Genomic DNA, 19,829 nt, shown 5'->3' with positions numbered 1-19,829 from the left:
GGCTCAACCGGCCGGGCCTAGTGCAGCCCCATCGCCTCGCGCACCTCGTCCAGGATGTGGTGCATGGCCGTCTCCGCCGCGGTGGCGTCCCCGCCGGCGACGGCGGCGGCCACCTTTTCATGGGCGTCGAGCGCCTCGGGCCGCGGTTTGAACGGCATGAGCCCCTGCTGGGTCCGGCTGGTGAGGACCTCGGCCACCATCCCTTCCAAGGCTGAGAACATCTCGTTGCCGCAGCTCTTCAGCAGCAGCCGGTGGTAGGCGACGTCGGCCGCCGTGAACGCCTCGAGGTCTCCGGCTTCACCCAGCCGCCGCAGCTCCGCGGCCAGGGCCACCAGCTGGCTGCGCTCCGAGGCACTGGCCCGGCGCGCTGCACCAGCAGCGGCGATGGGTTCGACGGCGATGCGCAGCTCTGTGAGGCTGGCGTACTGTTCGGCGCGGCGCTCGGACGCCAGACGCCACCGCACCAGCTTGGGATCATAAACGTTCCAGAGGTCCGGGCTCTGGACCACAATGCCCACCCGCCGGCGTGAGTACACCAGGTTCATCGACTCGAGGACCTTCATGGTGTCCCGCGCCACCGTCCGGGACACCCCGTACTCCTGCTGCAGGACCTCAAGGGTGAGCCGGCTTCCCGGCGCCAGCGCGCCGGACGCGATGGCCACGCCGACTGTTTCGAGAACGCGTTCGTGCATGGCGGGGGACAACCCGCCGTCGTACGCGTTGTCCGCGCGGTCCTCTGTCGCCGTCGACATGATCCTGCCTTTCTTTTGCGCTGAAGCGCTCCTCCAGCGTACCGGAAGATGACGGCAAAGGTATGATCTGTGACACGCAAAGATAGTATCTTTCGGCCGAATTGGTGATACCTTATCTCCAGCGCAGTTCGGGTCGGGCTGCAGATTGAGCTTCTTCCACAAGCCAAAGACGTCTTCTTCGGAGGTAAAGATGCAGTATCCAGCCACGCACCTGGTGGTGATGGGCGTTGCCGGTTCGGGCAAGTCCACGATTGCCGCCGCCCTGTCCAAGCACCTCGGCTGGGCCAGCGCGGAAGCGGACGAGTTCCACCCGCAGGCCAACATCGACAAGATGAGCCAGGGCATTCCGCTGCAGGACGAGGACCGCTGGCCCTGGCTGCAGGAGATCCAGAACTGGATGACCGAACAGGCCCGGGCCGGCCACAGCACGGTACTCACCTGCTCCGCCTTGAAGCAGAGCTACCGCAGGCTGCTGTCCGAAGCCGAAGGCCGCGTGCTCTTCATCCACCTGGACGGCGATGCCGCCCTCCTCAGCCAGCGCATGCAGGGACGCGAAGGCCACTTCATGCCGCCCACGCTCCTGCCCAGCCAGCTGGCCACCCTGGAACCGCTCACTGCGGAGGAGCTGGAAGCCGGCAGCCTCCGCCTGGACATCACCCGCTCCCCGGAGGAGCTCATCGCCGCCATCCTGGTCGCGCTGAAGCTCCCGTCTGGCAAGACCCCGTGCGCTAACTAAGCGCCCAACCTCTTTCACCTCCCCAACGCAAGAACCTGTTTCAAAGGAGAATCATGACCATCGAAGGATGGACCCAAACGCTGAGCGCAGGACCCCTGCTGCTCATTGCGGCAGTGGCGATCGGCGTCCTGCTGTTCCTGATCATCAGGCTGCGAATGCACGCCCTGCTTGCCCTGATCCTGGTCAGCCTGGGCACCGCCTTCGCCACGGGCATCCCCGCCAACCAGGTAGTCCCGGTGCTCATCAACGGTTTCGGGACGACCCTTGGAACCGTGGCGCTGCTCGTCGGCCTGGGCGCCATGCTCGGCCGCATCGTGGAAACCAGTGGCGGCGCGAAGGTGCTGGCCGACTACATGATCGGCATTTTCGGTGAAAAGCGCGCCCCCTTCGCTCTGGGCCTGGCCTCGCTGATCTTCGGCTTCCCCATATTCTTCGACGCCGGCCTCGTGGTCATGCTGCCCGTCGTGTTCGCCGTGGCCCACCGCCTGGGCGGGGGAGTGTTGCGCTACGGCCTGCCCGCTGCTGGCGCGTTCTCCGTGATGCACATCTACCTGCCGCCGCACCCGGGCCCGGTCTCGGCGTCGGCCTTCTTTGAGGCGAACATCGGCCTGGTGACCATCGCCGGCCTCATCACCGCCATCCCCACCTGGTACCTCACCGCCTACCTGTACGGGCTGTGGACCGGCAAGAAGCTGCATCTCCCGGTGCCGGAACTCCTGGGCCACGCCACCGCCGAGGCCGAATCCCACCCGCCGCGCTTCCGCACGATCATGGGCCTGCTGCTCCTGCCGCTGCTCTTCATCTTCATCAACACCGGCCTGAACACCGCGGCCTCCGCCGGCGTGCTGCCCGCCTCCGTCAAGGACGAGCAGTGGTTCCAGTTCCTGCGGACGCTGGGCGAAACGCCGGTGGCGCTGCTGATCACGGTGTTCGTGGCGATGTTCGTCCTCGGAGCCCGCCGTGGTGTCCACAACGGCGTGCTGGAGAACCTGCTCGAATCCTCGCTGGGGCCGGTCTGCTCGGTCATCCTCATCACCGGCGCCGGCGGCATGTTCGGCGGCGTGCTGCGCACCTCCGGCATCGGCGACGCGCTGGCCGACGTCCTGGGTAACATGGGCATCCCGCTGATCCTGGCCGGCTTCCTGATTTCGTCCATCCTGCGCATCGCCCAGGGGTCGGCCACCGTGGCCCTCACAACCACCGCCGGCCTCATCGCCCCGGGCGTCGCGGCTGCCGGAATGAACGGCATGCAGGTTGCCGCCCTGGTCATCGCCGCGGCCGCCGGTTCCGTGGTTGCCTCCCACGTCAACGACGCCGGCTTCTGGATGGTGGGCCGCTTCTTCGGCATGGACGTCAAGACCACGCTGAAGACCTGGACCGTGATGGAAACCCTGATCGGCGTGATGGGCTTCGGGATCTCCGTTGCCATCTTCGCTGTGGCCGGGCTGGCCGGTTAGCGTCGCTTTCTGAAGTCCGACGGCGGGAGGCGGCAGATCTGCCGCCTCCCGCCGTCGTACTTTTTTGTCCGAAAAGTGCGGGAGACTGGAAGCCACAACCACGAAGGCGGACCACATTGATCAATCTGCAGCAGGATGCTGAAGGCTTCATCCGGATGAACCGGCATTTCCCGGAGAGCATCCTCGTCTCCGTCACCTTTTCCGACGGCTCGGTGGAAGAGGTCTCCGGCAAGCGGCTCAACCAGGCGTACGACGAAGCCCTGGCCGAGTTCCGCGCACAGAACCATCTGGACGCGAAGGGGTTCTCGCGCCACCAGAAAAGCCGGAGCAATCCCGGCAACAAGGTCGACTTCGTGCGGGTCCAGCCCGGCATGGGTGGCTGAGTCCCTACCGCTGATCGAGGTTGCCGAGATCCAGTCCGGGTTTCGACGAGCTCAACCAGCGGTTCCGCCTACTCCGCGAGGGCCTTGATGACCTCCTTGGCCACGTCCTCACTGGACTGCGGGTTCTGGCCGCTGATCAGGTTGCCCTCGCGCACCACGTGGCTGGCCCAGTCCGGGCCGGTTTCCACGTTGGCGCCCTTCCCCCGCAGGGCCGTCTCCACGAACCAGGGCGTGTTCTCGCCGGTGCCGCCGCCCATCTCCTCCGAGTTGGTGAAGACCGTGAGTTTGCGCCCCGCGAAAGCGAACGCGCCGTCGTCGGCCGTGGCACTGAGCAGGCCTGCCGGGCCGTGACAGAAGGGCGCGATAATTTTGCTGGCGCCGTCCGCCTCCACGAGGATCCGGCCGAGGTCCTTGTCCTGGAACAGGTCCGCCATGGGGCCGTGGCCGCCCGGCAGGACGACGGCGTCGTACCCGGACATGTCGACGTCGGCCAGCACCATCGGCGCGAAGAGGTCGACGTCGATCATCTCCAGATAGGTCCGGAAGTCCTCCGCCCGCTCCTCGCTGCCGACCATGTCCGGCTGCAGGCTGATCTTGTCCACGGTGGGCTTGACGCCGCCGGGAGTGGCGAAGTCCACGTTGTGTCCGGCCTGCTGCAGGGTCCGGTGCGCCACCACCAGCTCCTCGGCCCAGAACCCCGTGGGGTGCTGGCTGCCATCCTTCATGGTCAGCGAATCGGCCGCCGAGACGACCATCAGAATGTTAGCCATTGTCCTTGCTCCTTGTGTGGTTTTCTTGGTGTTGACGGGCTTAGCCGGCGGTCCATTCCCTCAGCCGCAGCGGCGGCTCCTCGCCGCCGGCCTTCTGAAGCAGCACTTGGTTCACTCCCGTCAGGCCGCCCTCGAAGCCGAGAGCGCTGGCCGCCATGTAGAGCCGCCAGATGCGGGCGCGGCCGTCGGATGTCAGCCGCACAGCATCGTCCCACTGCTCCTCGAGGTTCTTCACCCACGCCCGCAGCGTCAGCGCATAGTGCCGGCGGAGGGCCTCGACGTCCAGAACCTCGAAGCCGCCGCCCTCCAGCGCCACCACCAGCTCGCCCAGGCTGAGCATCTCGCCGTCGGGGAAGACGTAGCGGGGGATGAAGGAATCCGGATCGTCCTCGGTGGGCCCGGCGTTCCAGGAGATGGCGTGATTCAGCAGCCGGCCGCCCGGTCGCAGCAGCCCGTGGAGCTGCGCGACGTAGCGGCCCAGCTGTTCGCGGCCGACGTGCTCGGACATGCCGATGGAGCTGATCGCGTCGTAGGGGCCGTCGGTCATATCGCGGTAGTCCTGGACCCGGATGTCCACGAGTTCAGTGAGCCCGGCCTCGGCCACCCGCTTGCGGGCCAGCTCGGCCTGCTCGATGGACAGCGTGATGCCGACGACGTTCACCCCGAACCGCCCGGCGGCATGCAGTGCGAAGCTTCCCCAGCCGCAGCCCACGTCCAGCACCCGCATGCCGGGTGTCAGACCCAGCTTCCGGCAGGCGAGGTCGAGTTTGGCTTCCTGCGCCGCATCCAGGCCTGCTTCCGCGTCCGACCAGACCGCGCACGAGTAGACCAGCGACGGGCCGAGGACCAGCCGGTAAAAGTCGTTGCCGACGTCGTAATGGTGTGAGATGGCGGCGGCGTCCCGTTTCTTGGAGTGCCTCCTGCCGTGCTTTTCCACCCTCGCCTCCTCCGGCGGGGGAGCGGGGTTGGGCCCGAGCGCGCCGAGCCGGACACCCGTGGTCACCAGCGTCCACAGTTCCCGGGGTGTCAGCGGACTGAACGGGCCGGGCTCGGCGAACTTGCCGGCGGAGCTGAGGGCCGCGAAGGCCGCGAAGATGTCGCCGTGCGCGTTGATTTCACCGGCGACGTATGCCCGGCTCAACCCCAGCTGGCCGGGCGCCCACAGGATCCGCCGCAGCGCCCGCCGGGACGTGAACTCGATCAGCGGGGCATCGTGGGGACCGGCTTCGGAGCCATCCCACGCCCGCAACCGGACGGGTATCTGCTCCGTGGCGGACCGCCCATTGTTCAATTCCCAGGTGCCGAGAACAATGGCCAATGCCCTGGCCAGCTTTGGTGCCGCTCCGGTCGTCTTTGCCATCCTCGCTTTTGTCATCCTCAGCGCCTCTCGTCCCGTGCCCCAGCTCGCGGGGCTGCGCCATTGCAGTCCCGTGGCAATAACGTACACAAGCCTGCGTGTAGCGCACAGGGAGACAACCCTGTCTCGCGGGGCCCGATGGGCGGCGGGAGTACCTTCGCTCGCCGAGTTCGCCGGAAGCCTGCCAGAACGCCGGAAGTTTCCGGCGTCCTCGACAGGTTCCGGCGAACTCGCTGATTTGGGCGGCCAGGTGAACCGGGGCCGTCGCCAATATCTCGACTCTGGACCGGATATCAGGCCGGTGGGATCCTGATCCAAACGTCGACGGGGGGAGAAAGGCTGTAACTAACCATGGAAGAATCCGCCGATACGCGGCAACGGCTGTCTGAGCGCATTGATCAAAAGCAGCAGGCCATCCGGTCGTACCTCGGGCGGGAGCGACCTCGCCGGAACAGACTCTCCAACATCAGCATCGTGGGCAGTGCGCTGGCGGCCGCGCTCACAGCCGGACCGGCGGTCGGCGGAACCGGATTCACGGAGGCTGTGCGCGGGATCTTCTCGCTGGACGACGACTCCATCGTGTGGCGGTTCCTCTGTCTGGCGGCCGTGATTTTCTCTGTCTCCGCCGCATTAGCCACCAACTTCGCCAACTCCCGTGCCCTGGGCGAAAAGGTCAGCGCGGCCGAGAGCGCCAACGCCCAGCTGGAGGGCCTGCAGCTGTCGTTGAACTTCGGCAACCTCGCCGTGCCCGACGCCCTCAAGCTCTACCAGCAAGCCGTGGCGCCGGTGGCGTTCGTGGACGAGGTCCCTTTGCGCTGAGCTGCTTTTTCCAAGAACGCACGACGACGGGTGGCTGGCGAGAATGCCAGCCACCCGACGTCGTGACACGTGGAAGTGTTCTTATCGCGCTAGGAAAGCGCAGACGTCTGTGACTCTACCGGTTCCGCTAAATACGTGGACTTCGATGGGCCCGTTGAGTTCAAATCGGAACGTACCCTCGACGAGGAAGATTCCCGGGCGGATTGTTTGGTTGAATGCGATACTGTTGACGATGGTGTTCCTGCCGGTCACGGTGGAAACCACATTACCGTTGGCCAGTGTTTGGTTGTGCGTAGCTCCCGTGATTACATAACTGACGGACTTTCCAGTAAGCGTATTCGTGAACGTTGCTTTCAGTCCAGGCGCGATAAGGATGGAGTCGTCCCCAGGGGCGCCGATTTCTTTACTCTTTCCAGCGACCTCCACCAAAACAGGAAATGCACAGACATCGCCAGCGGTAGTGGTGAAGTCAAAAGCGATGGGTTCTACGGGCGCCGCCGCAACCGGTCCGGAGGTGACCATCGAGCCCAGGAAAACCCCAATGAGAATGAATAGCTTTTTCATGATTTATCTCCACTGTTTTTTGGCATATAAGCGCACTGGGCAGAATAACGCCGCAAGATGCGCGCGAAGAAGTGTGGGGCGTTGAATATTCGCAGAAGGCGAATGTTCCTATGAGGCGGGTTCTCCCACGGAGTAGCCCGCAAATGAGTTGCCGCAGGGAACGCAAATGCATAAATTCCCACTCATTTACCCTTGCTCGAAAGTAAGGGTCAGCTCTCGGCATTTTCTTCTTTGATTAGTGCCTAGGTGCAGGATATTAGCCCCTGCTTCTCCAGCTTGGGAAGACAATTTCATTATTTGTCAAGGAATTCGATCTGGTTGTCACCGCCGCGATTCACCCGGTTCACCCCGTCGTCGCCGGCTCTTAACCCGCCCCGGCAACCATGGGCCCCATGACTGCTCTCTCCCGCCGTAATATCCTCAAAGGTGCCATCGCCGCTGCCGGTGCAGCCGCCGTCGCGCCCTCACTGGTGGTCCCGGCCCACGCAGCCCGGCCGTCCGCGGTTCCCCTGGTGCGCAACCGCCTGACCCTCCCGTCCGGCATTTCAACCGGGGACGTCACCACCAACTCCGGAGTTCTATGGTCGCGCGCGTCGGGCGCCGGCCGGCTGGTAGCCAGCCTGGTGGCGGTCGACGAGGACGGGTCCGCGCTCCGCGGCAGCCGCGCCTTCAACCGCGTGCTGCGCGGCACCACTGCCAGCGACGCCACCGACTTCACCTCGAAGATCGCCGCCCGTGACCTCCCGGCGGGAACCCGCTTCGCGCTTACCATGCACTTCGAGGACCCGGACGGCAACGCAGGCGAAGCCGCCCGCGGCTCCTTCAGCACCGCGCCCGGCTCGAAGGCCAACAGCGTCTGGTCCCGCAGCGGCGGGACAAGGCGCGGCCAGAGCTTCGTCTGGACCGGCGACACCGCCGGCCAGGGCTGGGGCATCAACGAGGAGATCGGCGGCATGCGCGGATACGCGGCGATGCTCGCCACGAAGCCGGACTTCTTCATCCATTCGGGCGACACCATCTACGCCGACGGCCCCATCGCCGCCCAGGTCACCGAGCCCGACGGCCGGATCTGGCGCAACCTCGTGACAGAAGAGGTCTCCAAGGTGGCCGAAACCCTCGAGGAGTACCGGGGGCGGCACCGCTACAACCTTATGGACAAGAACATCCGCGCCCTCTACGCCGAGGTCCCGGTCATTGCCCAGTGGGACGACCACGAAACCACCAACAACTGGTACCCCGGCGAAGTCCTCACTGACCCGCGTTACACCGAGCGCCGCGTGGACGTCCTTGCCGCCCGCGGCCGCCAGGCCTGGCAGGAATACCAGCCCATCGCCCAGCTCAGCGACGGCAGCACCGGCTTCGAGCCTGCCCGCATCTACCGCAAGATCACCCGCGGCCCGCAGCTGGACGTCTTCTGCCTGGACATGCGCACCTTCAAGGACCCCAACACGGACGGCAAGGAAACGAATCTCACCCACATCCTCGGCCAGGAACAGGCCGACTGGCTCATCCGCGAGGTCAGCACGTCCAACGCAACATGGAAGGTGATCTCCGCGGACCTGCCGCTGGGCATCATCGTCCCCGACGGGCCGGCAGCGCAGGAGTCCCTCTCCAACCGCGACGCCGGCGCCCCCTTGGGCAAGGAACTCGAGATCGCACGCGTGCTGTCGGCGTTCAAGCGCAACCGGGTGAAAAACGTCGTCTGGCTCACCGCGGACGTGCACTACTGCGCCGCCCACCACTACTCACCCGAGCGCGCCAGCTTCCAGGACTTTGACCCCTTCTGGGAGTTCGTGGGCGGCCCCATCAACGCCGGCAGTTTCGGACCGAACCAGATGGACGGCACCTTCGGCCCCGAGGTGGTCTTCTCGCGGGCAGGGGCCTACGCCGGCGAGTCCCCGCGCAGCGGTGAAAGCCAGTACTTCGGCCACGTGGACCTCGCCGCGGACGACGTCTTCTCCGTCACCCTCCGCAACGCCAACGGCACGGTGATCTTCCGCAAGGACCTGAACCCGGAGCGCTGACGACGGGCTCAACCTGCGGGGACAGGCTCAATCGACGGTAACCTCGGGCTGCTGAACGGCGCCGGGCGATTGGTACCTGATCTTCGCGGCCTGCCGCATGGCTTCCATCGATTCCTCGACGCTCAGAAGCACCGTGGTTTCGAATGAGCTCAGTGCACCGCCTCCGCTGATTGCCAGTGCCACTGCTGCCATGGACACGTTGTCGGGGGCCTCCCACAGGTTGTACCCGTCGTGGGTGCCGAAGGCGTACCAGAACCCGTGGAGCTTCCCGCCGACCGATTCGATGTAAGCCTGGGCGGCCTTTCGTCGGTCCTCGGGGTTGTTGATCAGCCGTGCCCAGGTGTCCGGTGTGTAGCTGAATTTGGATAGGTAGAGCGGCATCGTCTCGTCCTTTCGTTCACTGCCGGAAGCAGGATGCACCCAGAATGGCAGGCTGCCGTGCGGCCAGCAACGGCTGGATTTCTGGCCTGACGTGCTCGCGGTCAGGGAGGTAGTCACCCGGCCTGTCCGGTGGGACGATTCAACTATGAGCGAGAACTTTCCGGACCATGGGCCGCACCTGCACGCGCATGCGGCTCCCACCACCCAGCAGATGCGCACCGTTGGCCAGCGCCGCCGGGATGCGGAAGAGAAGCTGGAACAGCATCTTCAGGAAGCCCGCCACAAGGACGGCCCCAGGCCTGATGAGCCAGTCACTCTGGCGGGCACTCCCGCGGCGGACGAGAACGACGGCGGCCTGGCCGCCTCGGAGGGCGTTGATCCGAACCCCGGGCGGTAGGTTCCGACACGCTCAACCAGCACGACGGCGGGTGGCCGGCAGACCTTGCCGGCCACCCGCCGTCGGGATTTCTAGGTGCTACAGCTACTCGAAGAGCCGGACGCGCGGTTCGCTTTGAACGTCTGGGAGCGGCAGGGAAAATACCAGCCAAAAACCATGGCATAGTTCTCTCAGTTGAATGTTGAAGTTCTTCAAGTAATGGGGGGATCCATGACCAATAATTGTCGCGCCAACACTGTTTCAATTTGGGCTCGACGCCTAGCAGCAACCCTTGCGGTCGCCGTTGCTGCTACGGCCGCAGGAGTGACGCCAGCAAACGCTACCGTCGCGCAGAACGAGCCAGTCCAATTCACGCTCACCGAACCGACCGACTCGTCTGCTGCCACGGCGCCGACTGTGTCAGGCGAGGCTGTGGTGGGCCAGACGCTCACTGTCGACGCCGGGGACTGGGAGCCGGAAACCACCCTTGAGTATCAGTGGCTGGCGGACGGCCAGCCGCTGGATAGCGCTACAGGGTCCTGGCTCGTCCTGGGCCCAGACCATGCAGGCAAGCGGATCACGGCGCAAGTGACCGGATCTCGGCTTAGCACTACGCCCGAAACTCGCACGAGCGAGCCAACGGCGCCAATCGGATACGGGACACTCGCGGTTACCACGCCGAGGATATCCGGCGAAGCCACTGTCGGTCGGACGCTCACAGTCGAGGCTGGCGACTGGACCCCCGGCACTACGTTTTCATATCAGTGGTTGGCTGACGATACTCCCGTGGGCGGGGCCACAGAGTCCACTCTGGTCCTTGACGAGCTCCATGCCGGCAAGACGATATCTGTTCAGATCACAGGCTCGCAGCCCGGATATTCGCCGGAAACTCGCACGAGCGAGCCCAGTGCCACGGTGGTCCGCCTAGCAATCCCGGCAGGAGTGACGTTCACAGACGAGGATGGCACGAATAACGACACCTACATCGTGCCGACGTCGGAAGGAGTCGACTACCGAGTCAACGGGGAGACTGTGCCGGCAGGTACTTATCCGGGAACCGGCACCGTCACAGTGACTGCGACAGCAAAAGAAGGATTTGCCGTGGCTCCAGACGTTGCTGCGTCCTGGACGGCGACGTTCAAGGCAACTCCATACTCTGTGTCTCCGGCAGGAGTAGCGTTCACAGACCTGCTCGGCACGAAGGATGACACCTATACCGTTCCGGTCACGACGGGTGTTGATTACCTCGTGGGCGGGAAAGTTGTGGCGGCGGGAACGTATCCAGGCGCCGGTACGGTCACGGTGACGGCAATCGCAAAAACCGACTATGTCATTCCGTCCGGAGCTGTCGCGTCATGGACAATGATATTCAAGGGCGACTTGAGCGGGGCTGCCCCGAAGATCACGGGCACGCCCAAGGTTGGCTACGCACTTACCGCGGTCCCTGGTACGTGGTCACCGGCTCCGGTGACGCTCAGTTACCAGTGGTACCGTTCCGGCGTGGCTGTTGCAGGAGCAACGGCGGCCACGTACACGCTTCCGGCTACTGCGGCCGGAGCGACGTATACGGTCCGTGTCACCGCATCGAAGGCCGGCTATGCCTCACTGGCTAAGCTTTCCGTGCCCACCGCAGTTATAGCCAAGGGGTCGCTCGTTGGGGCCGCCCCGAGGATAACTGGGACCGCCAAGGTTGGCTACGCACTCACCGCGGTTCCTGGGGCTTGGTCACCTGTTCCGGTCTCGCTCGGTTACCAGTGGTACCGGTCGGGTGTGGCGATCGTTGGTGCGACGGCCGCGTCCTACCGACTTCCGGCCAGTGCCGCCGGCGCGACGTACACCGTCCGTATCACCGGGTCAAAGACCGGCTACACATCGTTGGTAAAGGCCTCCGCGGCCACGTCGGTTGTAGCCCGGGGTTCACTCGTTGGGGCTGTTCCGCGGATCACCGGGACTGCCAAGGTTGGCTACGCTCTGACTGCAATCCCGGGTGCCTGGTCACCGGCTCCGGTGGTGCTCCGGTACCAGTGGTACCGTTCCGGGGTTGCCATCGCTGGCGCGACTGCTGCTTCCTATAGGCTCCCGGCCAGCGCCGCTGGTGCGAGGTTCTCGGTCCGGGTCACGGGTTCGAAGACTGGCTACGTTGCCTCATATAAGGCATCTGCAGCGAGCGCTGCTGTGGCCAAGGGGTCCCTGGCCGGACCGGCTCCGAGGATCACCGGCACCGCTAAGGTCGGCTATGTGCTGACCGCCATCGCTGGCGCCTGGTCGCCGGCTCCGGTGGCACTCCGGTACCAGTGGTACCGTTCCGGTGTGGCCGTTGCAGGCGCAACTGCGGCTTCCTATAGGCTCCCGGCCAGTGCCTCAGGGGCGACCTACACGGTCCGTGTCACGGGGTCAAAGGCTGGCTACACCACACTGGTCAAGGCCTCCGGGGCCACAGCGCGCATTGCGGCACCCTACGTGCCCCCGGCTCCGGCAGCCTACTACGCCAATTGCGCCGCTGCCCGGGCTGCGGGCGCGGCTCCGCTATTCCGGGGAGAGCCGGGATACAGGAGTGCCCTCGACCGTGACAATGACGGAATCGCCTGCGAGTAGGTTCCGACACGCTCAACCAGCACGACGGCGGGTGGCCGGCAGACATTGCCGGCCACCCGCCGTCGGGCTTTCTAGGTACTACGGCTACTCGAAGAGCCGGACGCGCGGTTCGCCCTGGACGCCGGCACGCTGCATATGCGTCTCCTTTGAAGCGGTGAGTGGTTGAACTGGCGCGCGCTGGTCAGGCGGCCGGGCCTTTGGTCAGGTAGTTATGGACCTCGTAAAACGTCACTCGGGCTTTTCGGTAATGCCCACTTCGGCGGTGATGGGATCGATCTTCTCGCGGGCGAACGCCTCGAAGGCCTCCCTGCTCTTCCACGTGTCCACCACGCGGATCCCATTCTCAGGAGATGCTTGCAGAATCAGCTAGGGCGGCCCGGAATTGGACCACCCAAGGCCGTGGCACTCCGGGCGGGGCAGAGTGTCAACGGTCTTTTCATTGACCGGATGGTGCACGTCACATTTTCCGTCGAGAACGTAATTCGGCATCTGTTCTGCAAGAATGGCGAAGTCATGTGCGGGAGGTCACAAGCAAAGGCGCTTGAGGCCTCCCGCGCTATGCCCTGGGGAGGCAAGGATGTCAGGAATCAGTTTTACGGCCATCGATTTTGAAACGGCCAACAGCCACCGCGGCTCGGCGTGCGCCGTCGGCCTGGTGAAGGTCCGCGATGGGCACATCGTGGACACGGCGTCGTGGCTCATCAAGCCGCCGCCCGGCATCGACGACTTTGATCCGATCAACGTGGAACTCCACGGCATCGCCGAACAGGACGTCCAGAACGCCGCCGACTGGGAGATGTCCCTCGAAGGCATCCTGCAGTTCGTCTGCGAGGACCCGCTCGTGGCGTTCGACGCCGCCTACGACGCCTCCGTGATGCGCCAAGCCACCGAGCACCAGCACCTGGACCTGCCGGCCAAGGACTTCTACTGCGCCCTGCACCTCGCCCAGGACCACCTGGCCCTGCCGCGGCACCGCCTCAGCGACGTTCTCGCCGCCCTGGATCTTCCGCCGGTTGAGCGGCATGAGCCGCTGGCGCACGCGCTGGCCTGCGCCCAGATTGTGCTCGCCATTGCGGCCGCACGGCGTTTCTCCACGCTGGCCGAGGTTTGGGAACAGCCGACGACGGCGGTCGGCAAGCGCCGCCGTGGCCGGCGCGTCCGCACCGACGCTGACCCTGAGGCTGAAACACCCGGCGCCGGACGTTCGGAACCTGATGCTGCACCTGACGGACGGGATGAGCCTGATGCCAACCTGGCGGTCGTGGCTCCCGACGCCCGCTTGCGCCGGACTGCTCACCTGGTTCAGTTGGGCCGGGCAGAGACTGCGCCCGTAGAAGACGGTGACGCTGAACCGGACCGTACACCCCGTCGGGGTGCCGCGAAACGGGCGTTCAGTACCGCCGCGGGACTGGTGCTGTTCGCGCTGGGTGTGGCGGCCGCCGTCGGACTCGCCTACCTCACCGGACTCACCATCCGGTCCTTCGCGGCCGGCCAGAGCGCCGCCGCTGCCGTGACGCTCGCCGCAGGCCTGGCCACAGCCTGGGCGGTCTGGGCATCAGTGACGGGCGGATGGCACCGGCTCCGGCCCGGCAACTGAGCAGGCTTTCTCCGGCCTGCCGCCGCGGCTTCATTCTTCCTGTCTGCGAGAATGCTCCTGACCGGGGGCGGGCACAGTTGACCACTAAAGCTACGTCCCTTCAGCTCAGCGAGGCCTTGCGGCCGGGGAAGGCGGACATCCATGCCCATGTGGGCGCAGGCGCTGCTGTGGGGAACTCTTGCCGGCGGAGCGCTGGTTCTCGGCTCGGGACTGTCCTGGAAATGGAACATCCCCGCGAAGCTTGTCTCCTCGATCATGGCGTTCGGCGCAGGCGTCCTCATCTCCGCGCTCGCGTTCGAACTCGTGGACGAGGCCGTGCAGGGCGGCGGACTCTGGCCCACAGTCCTCGGCTTCCTCGCCGGCGCGGTAGTCTACGTCAGCGCCAACGCGCTGCTTGCCCGCTCCGGAGCCAAACACCGGAAGCGGTCCAAAGACCAGCAGCCCTCCGAAAAGGAGGATCCGGGCAGCGGTACGGCCATCGCCGTCGGGGCACTCCTGGACGGCATCCCGGAATCCGTGGTCCTGGGCCTCGGCCTGATCACGGCAGGCACCGTGAGCCCGGCCATGCTTGCCGCGGTCTTCATCTCGAACGTCCCTGAGGGGCTGTCCAGCACGGCGGGCATGAAGAAGGCCGGCCGCAGCGCCAAGTACGTCTTCGGTGTGTGGGGCGGGATCGCGCTGCTGTGCGGGCTCGCCTCGCTTATCGGCTACACGGCCCTGGAAACCGCGCCCGCGGGGATGGTGGCCTTCATTACGGCCGTGGCCGCAGGCGGGATCCTTGCCATGCTCGCGGACACGATGATCCCCGAGGCCTTCGAGGAGCACCACAACCTCACCGGCCTGGTGGCGGCCGTGGGCTTCCTCTCTGCCTTCACCATCCACCACGTCGGCGGATAATTATCCTTTTTCGGGAGGTCTAACGCTCCTTGGGGATAAGGATCCACAAGGCGATATAGACCAGCTCCCCGACGCCGAACAGGCCGAACAGCACAAAGCCGATCCGGACAAGAGCCTTGGAAATACCGAATCGTGCAGCCAGCGCCGCGCAGACGCCCGCGATCATCTTGCCGCTCCGGGGGCGAACCATACCTGCTTCCATGCCGCCACAGTAGCAGCCGGTTACGCGTGAGTCAGCGGCCCGGCCGCGGCAGTTTCCGGAGCGCTTGAACCCGACGACGGCGGGCCCGGGGCAACCCGGTGTTGGGTCACCAAAAGTACCCCGACGACGGGCGGGCGGCGACGCTGTCGCCCTCCCGCCGTCGAGCTTTAACGAGCGGTCCCTGAGGATCCGCTCAAGCTGCGGTGACGGTTACTGTCTTTGTGGCGAGGACCTTCGATGTGATCCAGTGCAGGAACTGGACGCTGATGGTGTACTTTCCGGGCGCCGGCGGGCGGAGCAGGAAGTCGAACTTCTCTGCGGCGCCGGACTTGATGATGTTGGTCAGCAGCGGCTGCCCGGCCATCGAGGGCTGAACCGCCGGGCCCGTGGGGTTCGGGGTGGTCCAGAACGCCCGGCCGTCGTGTGCGATCAGCTCGGCGATCCTGGCCGGTCTGCCCGCCGCGTCGGTGATCGTGGTCAGTGTGGGGAAGTAGTCCACGTTGACCATCCGCACCAGGGTTGGGTACCTGCCGTTCCGGACAACGTTGGCCCGCATCTGGGAGATGGTCCAGACTACGTCATCACCTCTTGGCCGGCTGGGGAGGGTGCCGCCAATGAGGAAAAAGTGCCTGGGCTCGAAGCGGTTTAGTCCCGCATCTTCGCCGTTGAGCCCGGCAGCGTGGTTCATTTCGTGCCACCGGGGATCGATGGAGTAGGGCGCTATCAGGGTTTCCGTGGCGATGTCATACAGTGGGCCCTCAAACGTGTGACGGCGCGCCCCGGCCGGCGCCGGCATGGCCGGATTGGCCGGAGGATCGACGACGATGGCACCGAACATGCCCATCTGCACGTGGAGCGGAGTGTTGACGTGGCAGTGGTAGAAGTAGGTGCCGGCCGAGCCACGGTTGGGGTTGCCGCGTTCGGCAACATCCGGCCTCCACTGGTAGGTGTAGTGCCCGGTAACCTCGAAAGAGGTGTGGCCCACGCCGTCGTTCCGCGGGTCCGGTTCGATGCCGTGCCAGTGGATGGTGTGAACCCTCTTGCTGGGCTTAATAGTGGCCTGGAAGAGCTGGCCCTCCCGCATCCGCACCGTTGCTCCGGGGACCTGGCGCCCGAACTCGTTGCCCTCGAAGCTCCACATCTCATGCTCGGAGCCATCCGGGAAATCGAACTTCCGGTTGAAGAAATCCAGCTCGACGAACACGTCAGGCTTCAGCTGGAACTCGGTTTCCGGGCTGCCTTCATGGGGCTGGTCCGAGGAGAAGTCCACCTGGCTCCTGAACACGTGGTGCGGATCCGTGGCCGTGGGCGGCGTCCCTTGGACAGGGCCGGGCTGGGCGGCCAGCACCCAGTCGGCCACCAGCCCGCCCGGGTAGAGCCCGCCGCGCGCCGTCTGGGAGGGTTCCGCATGGCAGTGCATCGGGTACGTCCAGTCCTCGTTCCTGGCGTTCCACACCTGGTCGATCACCTCCGGCGGCCTCCGGACCGGAAGCATCGCCTCCTTGCGCTCCAGCGGCTGCAGCTGGACGGTGTCCTCCCACTGCTGGAGCACCACGTCACCCTGCGGTGAGACGCGGCCGTTGGACCGGGGGAAATCGATGCCGTTGGCCCGCACGGTCCAGACATGGTTGCCGTGGTAGTGGAGCTGGTGGTCCACGATGCCGGCGTTGAGCATCCTCATGAGGTGTCCGGTGCGGATTGCCCCGGCTGACGGGGTGGCGCTGAAATTGCGCACGTCGGTTTCGCGGGGATGGCCCGACGGCAGGGTGTCCTCATGCCGCCGCTCGTTGAACTCCAGATCTGCGGTGACAGCGAGCGACTGGAACCCGGCGAACCCATTAATGGTGAAGTAGTTCGGCACCGCCGGGGTAGCGAGGGGATCCACCGTCTGCCCCCTCGAAGCGATGCGGGCCCAGTTGGAATCCACGTCGTGGCACAGCCACAGCCACTGGCGCTCGAATTCGGCTGCGCCGGGCGCGAGTCGCCATGCGTTGCGGGGATCTATCACCACGAGGGCTCCGTAGAGACCCAGGGTCCGTTCCACAGGCTGGTTGCCGGGGTCAGTGAAGACGTAGGTCCCGGGTAGCGGGGCCCGGAATTCCACAAGCTTGTTTTGGCCGGGGGTGACGGGACCGGATCCGACGTCGGCCCCGCCGGGTCCGGCGCGGTGGAACCGGATCTCGTGGGGCTGGGGAAGATTGTTGTGCAGTCGGACCTGGATGGTGCTGCCCGTTTCCGCGATCAGCGTGCGGTCCGGAAAGTAGCTGGCCCAGTAGCCGCGCCGTGCAAGAAACTGCCGGGTGAATACCGGGTCCGGCCGCAGTGGGGAGGGCCTGCCGCGCGGTGGTACGGGCGCCTCAATGGGATAGCTCCTGCTGGCCATCACCCGGCCGTTAGCCGCAATGACCCGCGGGCTTATAGCCAGCGCGGGCTTCGGATCATTTCTCTCGGTGCGGCGGTCCCCGAATCCACGGTGGTAGACGAGCGATCCATCCACCATCGGAACGAATCCCTCGTTGACGTGGATGTCCAAGACTGCCATTGCCGACCTCCTGTGTATTGGAGACCGGGAAATGCTGAACACAGGTCCATGTCGCCCCCAATTGCGCTTACAGACAGCACTCATGGTGGTCGGGGGAGCCTAGAGAAAACTTGTGGCGCCGTTGAGGGAGGAGCATGTCCTGACATACGCCTCCCGGCGGGGTTAGTTCACGATGCCGGAATCCTGGGGAGTGCCGGGCAACCCCGCGGCGGCCTCGAGCCGCAGTTCAAGGTCAGCCATGACCATCGCCGCCAGGTCCCGGAGGTTGGCGTTGTCCTCGGCGGTCATGGTGCGCGGTTCGAAGTCCAGGATGCACAGGGTGCCGAGGTTGTAGCCGTCCCGGGTCTTGAGGGGAGCGCCGGCGTAGAACTTCAGGCCGAAGTCACCCGCGACCAGCGGGTTGAGCAGGGTACGGGGGTCTTCCGGGGCGTTCTCCACCACCCAGAGCCCGTCCTGCAGGATCGCTGACGCGCACAGGCCAGGGTCCCTGCTGATCTGCTCAACATCGACGCCGTGGTGGGACTTGAACCAGATCCGGTCATGATCAACGATCGACACGATGGCCACCGGCACCGAGAAGAGCCTGGCGGCCAGCGCCGTGATCCTGTCGAAGGCGCCGTCCGGGGGAGTGTCGAGGATGCCGTAGCTGTGCACCGCCTGCATCCGGGCTTCCTCGTCTGCAGGTATGACAGCGGCATCCACCTTGTGCTTGCCGCGGCTGCTCTGGGACAGCTCATACAGGGCCTGGCTCACCTCGGTGGTTGACGGCCTGTCCTCCGGATTCCGCGCCGTCATCGCGGCCAGGAGGAGCCGCCACTCGGGATCAACGTCGTCAGGGATATGCGGGTCGTCCATGAGGCGGGCGAGGGCGCTCTGCAAGGGGTCACCCGGGAAGGCTTGCTGCCCGGTCAGGCTTTCAAGCAGCACCAGGCCCAGGGAGTACACATCACTTGGTGGCCCGATGGGCTCGGCCTTCGCCTGCTCCGGGCTGAGGTAGCCCGCGGTGCCGAGGAATCCGCCGTCGTGCAGGTCCGGCGCGTCGGCCATGAGTGCGATGCCGAAGTCCGTCAGCTTTGCGTGCATTCGCGCGGTGTCGTGCTGGTAGTCGAACACCAGGATGTTTCCGGGCTTCACGTCCCGGTGAACCACGCCGCTTTCGTGGATGTAGGCGAGGGCATCGGCCACGTCGTAGCCCATCTCGGCCGTGTGGCGGGAGGAGAGCGGGCCTTCGCTGAGGCGGCGCTTAAGATCCGGGCCTTCCACGAGTTCCATCACCAGGTAAATGAGCGTGCGGCCGGCTTCCGCCCGGTCCACTCCGGCGTCAAGGAGTGTGATCAGGCTGTGGTGGTTCAGGGATGCGAGGACTTTGACTTCGGCGTCATCGTCGCGCGCTGTTTCCTGCGCGGCGTTGCTTCTGTTGATGACCTTAAGGGCCACTTCGCGCTCGAGGGAGTCGTCGACGGCCCGGTAGACGTTGGCCATAGCGCCGGAACCGATCTGTTCCACCACCCGGTACCTTCCGCCGAGGACTGTGCCTTCTGCAATGCCGGGTTGTACGGCCATGAGGTACCTTAATTTCCCGCCGGGCCAGGGGGCTCGGCGCTGTTAGTGCGTTGAAGCGTTGTGACAGCAGTGTGCGCCTGATACAGGGTTTTGGGTACGCAGAAAGAGCCGATATGCATCGGCTCTTTCTGCGGTTCCGCCTAGATAAGGCTGGGGGCACTCGCCAGGATGTAGTCCGCGGCTGCGGGCCCGGTCATGGCCAGCTCACAGTTCGCCGGATCGATGCCGCGCTCCCGGAGAGCCGCAAACAGGGAGTCAGGGGCGGCTGGCTGCAGCTTATGAATCAGGCACCAGCTGGTGTAAAGGCCAAAAAGCTCGTCGGGACCGAGAACTGTGTCGGTTTCCCGTTCCGTGGTCAGCGCCTCGGCGATGAATTGTTCAAACTTGGTGGCGTCCATTTTGGGCTCCTCTAAGGACATGTACATTGATCCGCCGTTTCTGCTTCAGCGATAAACGGATCTCCGCCTATGGGGGCCGTCGATCTATTTGAAACTTATGCGAGACAGACTGTTCTGTCTAGTTGAGCCGGTAACGCGCAGACCTATGTACTAGGGATAACCGCTACTGATGAGTACGCGCGTTGCTCTTGGGTGCCCTTCGGGCGGCCGGGCGGTTGCAGTCCTGTGCTCAGGTGTTGGCGAAGTGCGCCGGTCTCGGCTCGATTTGCGCGTGCCTCCGGGGCCGTGTAAAGTCATTCGAGTCGCCGCCGCTGAAGCGGAAAGATAGCGACCGCCCCCCTTTCTGACAGCCTGAAAAACGGTGCACTTAGCGGTGTGCCGGACACGGGCCGGGGACCTTCCTGCAAGCGGAAATC

Annotated in this window: 18 protein-coding genes; 9 read left to right on the top strand and 9 right to left on the bottom strand. The window is 65.2% G+C overall.

All coding sequences use genetic code 11. The features are described 5' to 3' along the window. Positions 1–17: 17 nt before the first annotated feature. On the bottom strand, positions 18–752 hold the full coding sequence (locus tag ARGLB_RS20885; RefSeq protein WP_003806107.1) for a FadR/GntR family transcriptional regulator: 735 nt from the start codon (positions 750–752) through the stop codon (positions 18–20). A 190-nt stretch (positions 753–942) separates the two neighbouring features. On the opposite strand from ARGLB_RS20885, the gene ARGLB_RS20880 reads away from it, so the two are divergent. From ARGLB_RS20880 to ARGLB_RS20870, 3 genes are all read left to right on the top strand, one after another. Further along, positions 943–1,488, top strand: a complete 546-nt coding sequence (locus ARGLB_RS20880; protein WP_003806106.1) for a gluconokinase — start codon at positions 943–945, stop codon at positions 1,486–1,488. 53 nt (positions 1,489–1,541) lie between these two features. After that, positions 1,542–2,945, top strand: coding sequence for a GntP family permease (locus tag ARGLB_RS20875; RefSeq protein WP_003806105.1), 1,404 nt, complete (start codon positions 1,542–1,544; stop codon positions 2,943–2,945). Positions 2,946–3,061: 116 nt separating this feature from the next. Next, positions 3,062–3,328: a hypothetical protein gene (locus ARGLB_RS20870; RefSeq protein WP_043420101.1), complete on the top strand. Its 267-nt coding sequence runs from the start codon at positions 3,062–3,064 to the stop codon at positions 3,326–3,328. Between the two features lie 68 nt (positions 3,329–3,396). On the opposite strand, the gene ARGLB_RS20865 is transcribed toward ARGLB_RS20870, so the two are convergent. Both ARGLB_RS20865 and ARGLB_RS20860 read right to left on the bottom strand, forming a co-directional pair. Beyond that, entirely contained in the window at positions 3,397–4,098 is a 702-nt protein-coding gene (locus tag ARGLB_RS20865) for a type 1 glutamine amidotransferase domain-containing protein (protein WP_003806103.1), read from the bottom strand. 40 nt (positions 4,099–4,138) lie between these two features. Next, complete coding sequence (locus ARGLB_RS20860; RefSeq protein ID WP_003806102.1) at positions 4,139–5,458, bottom strand: class I SAM-dependent methyltransferase; 1,320 nt, start codon at positions 5,456–5,458, stop codon at positions 4,139–4,141. A gap of 348 nt (positions 5,459–5,806) precedes the next feature. On the opposite strand from ARGLB_RS20860, the gene ARGLB_RS20855 reads away from it, so the two are divergent. Then, a complete protein-coding gene (locus ARGLB_RS20855) occupies positions 5,807–6,274 on the top strand; it encodes a hypothetical protein (protein WP_003806100.1) in 468 nt (155 codons plus the stop codon). A gap of 81 nt (positions 6,275–6,355) precedes the next feature. On the opposite strand, the gene ARGLB_RS20850 is transcribed toward ARGLB_RS20855, so the two are convergent. After that, positions 6,356–6,838: a hypothetical protein gene (locus ARGLB_RS20850; RefSeq protein WP_003806099.1), complete on the bottom strand. Its 483-nt coding sequence runs from the start codon at positions 6,836–6,838 to the stop codon at positions 6,356–6,358. 383 nt (positions 6,839–7,221) lie between these two features. On the opposite strand from ARGLB_RS20850, the gene ARGLB_RS20845 reads away from it, so the two are divergent. Beyond that, positions 7,222–8,862 carry an alkaline phosphatase D family protein gene (locus ARGLB_RS20845; RefSeq protein ID WP_003806098.1) on the top strand — a complete coding sequence of 547 codons (1,641 nt, stop codon included), beginning with the start codon at positions 7,222–7,224 and terminating at the stop codon, positions 8,860–8,862. Between the two features lie 27 nt (positions 8,863–8,889). On the opposite strand, the gene ARGLB_RS20840 is transcribed toward ARGLB_RS20845, so the two are convergent. Next, positions 8,890–9,243, bottom strand: a complete 354-nt coding sequence (locus ARGLB_RS20840) for a GYD domain-containing protein (protein WP_003806097.1) — start codon at positions 9,241–9,243, stop codon at positions 8,890–8,892. 145 nt (positions 9,244–9,388) lie between these two features. Between ARGLB_RS20840 and ARGLB_RS20835 the strand changes: the two genes are divergently transcribed. The 4 genes from ARGLB_RS20835 (at position 9,389) to ARGLB_RS20820 (ending at position 14,708) form a co-directional block, all read left to right on the top strand. After that, positions 9,389–9,640: a hypothetical protein gene (locus ARGLB_RS20835; protein ID WP_003806096.1), complete on the top strand. Its 252-nt coding sequence runs from the start codon at positions 9,389–9,391 to the stop codon at positions 9,638–9,640. Between the two features lie 1,080 nt (positions 9,641–10,720). Next, the gene (locus ARGLB_RS24210) at positions 10,721–12,214 is read left to right on the top strand and encodes an excalibur calcium-binding domain-containing protein (protein WP_139023435.1); all 1,494 of its coding nucleotides are present in this window, start codon (positions 10,721–10,723) and stop codon (positions 12,212–12,214) included. 577 nt (positions 12,215–12,791) lie between these two features. Continuing rightward, positions 12,792–13,811: an exonuclease domain-containing protein gene (locus tag ARGLB_RS22545; RefSeq protein ID WP_003806094.1), complete on the top strand. Its 1,020-nt coding sequence runs from the start codon at positions 12,792–12,794 to the stop codon at positions 13,809–13,811. A 141-nt stretch (positions 13,812–13,952) separates the two neighbouring features. Further along, on the top strand, positions 13,953–14,708 hold the full coding sequence (locus ARGLB_RS20820; RefSeq protein WP_003806093.1) for a ZIP family metal transporter: 756 nt from the start codon (positions 13,953–13,955) through the stop codon (positions 14,706–14,708). A gap of 19 nt (positions 14,709–14,727) precedes the next feature. Here ARGLB_RS20820 and ARGLB_RS20815 read toward each other — a convergent pair whose 3' ends face one another. The 4 genes from ARGLB_RS20815 to ARGLB_RS20800 all read right to left on the bottom strand — a co-directional run bounded on the left by ARGLB_RS20815 (position 14,728) and on the right by ARGLB_RS20800 (position 19,413). Further along, on the bottom strand, positions 14,728–14,910 hold the full coding sequence (locus tag ARGLB_RS20815; protein ID WP_050934442.1) for a PspC domain-containing protein: 183 nt from the start codon (positions 14,908–14,910) through the stop codon (positions 14,728–14,730). A gap of 193 nt (positions 14,911–15,103) precedes the next feature. Further along, a complete protein-coding gene (locus tag ARGLB_RS20810; protein ID WP_003806091.1) occupies positions 15,104–17,452 on the bottom strand; it encodes a multicopper oxidase domain-containing protein in 2,349 nt (782 codons plus the stop codon). Positions 17,453–17,614: 162 nt separating this feature from the next. After that, complete coding sequence (locus ARGLB_RS22540) at positions 17,615–19,015, bottom strand: GAF domain-containing serine/threonine-protein kinase (protein WP_003806090.1); 1,401 nt, start codon at positions 19,013–19,015, stop codon at positions 17,615–17,617. 140 nt (positions 19,016–19,155) lie between these two features. Further along, positions 19,156–19,413: a hypothetical protein gene (locus ARGLB_RS20800; RefSeq protein WP_003806089.1), complete on the bottom strand. Its 258-nt coding sequence runs from the start codon at positions 19,411–19,413 to the stop codon at positions 19,156–19,158. Positions 19,414–19,829 lie beyond the last annotated feature (416 nt).

Source organism: Arthrobacter globiformis NBRC 12137 (genome assembly GCF_000238915.1).
Classification (GTDB): domain Bacteria; phylum Actinomycetota; class Actinomycetes; order Actinomycetales; family Micrococcaceae; genus Arthrobacter; species Arthrobacter globiformis.
The sequence above is the reverse complement of the archived record's forward strand: the minus strand, read 5'-3'. Positions and strand labels throughout refer to the sequence as shown.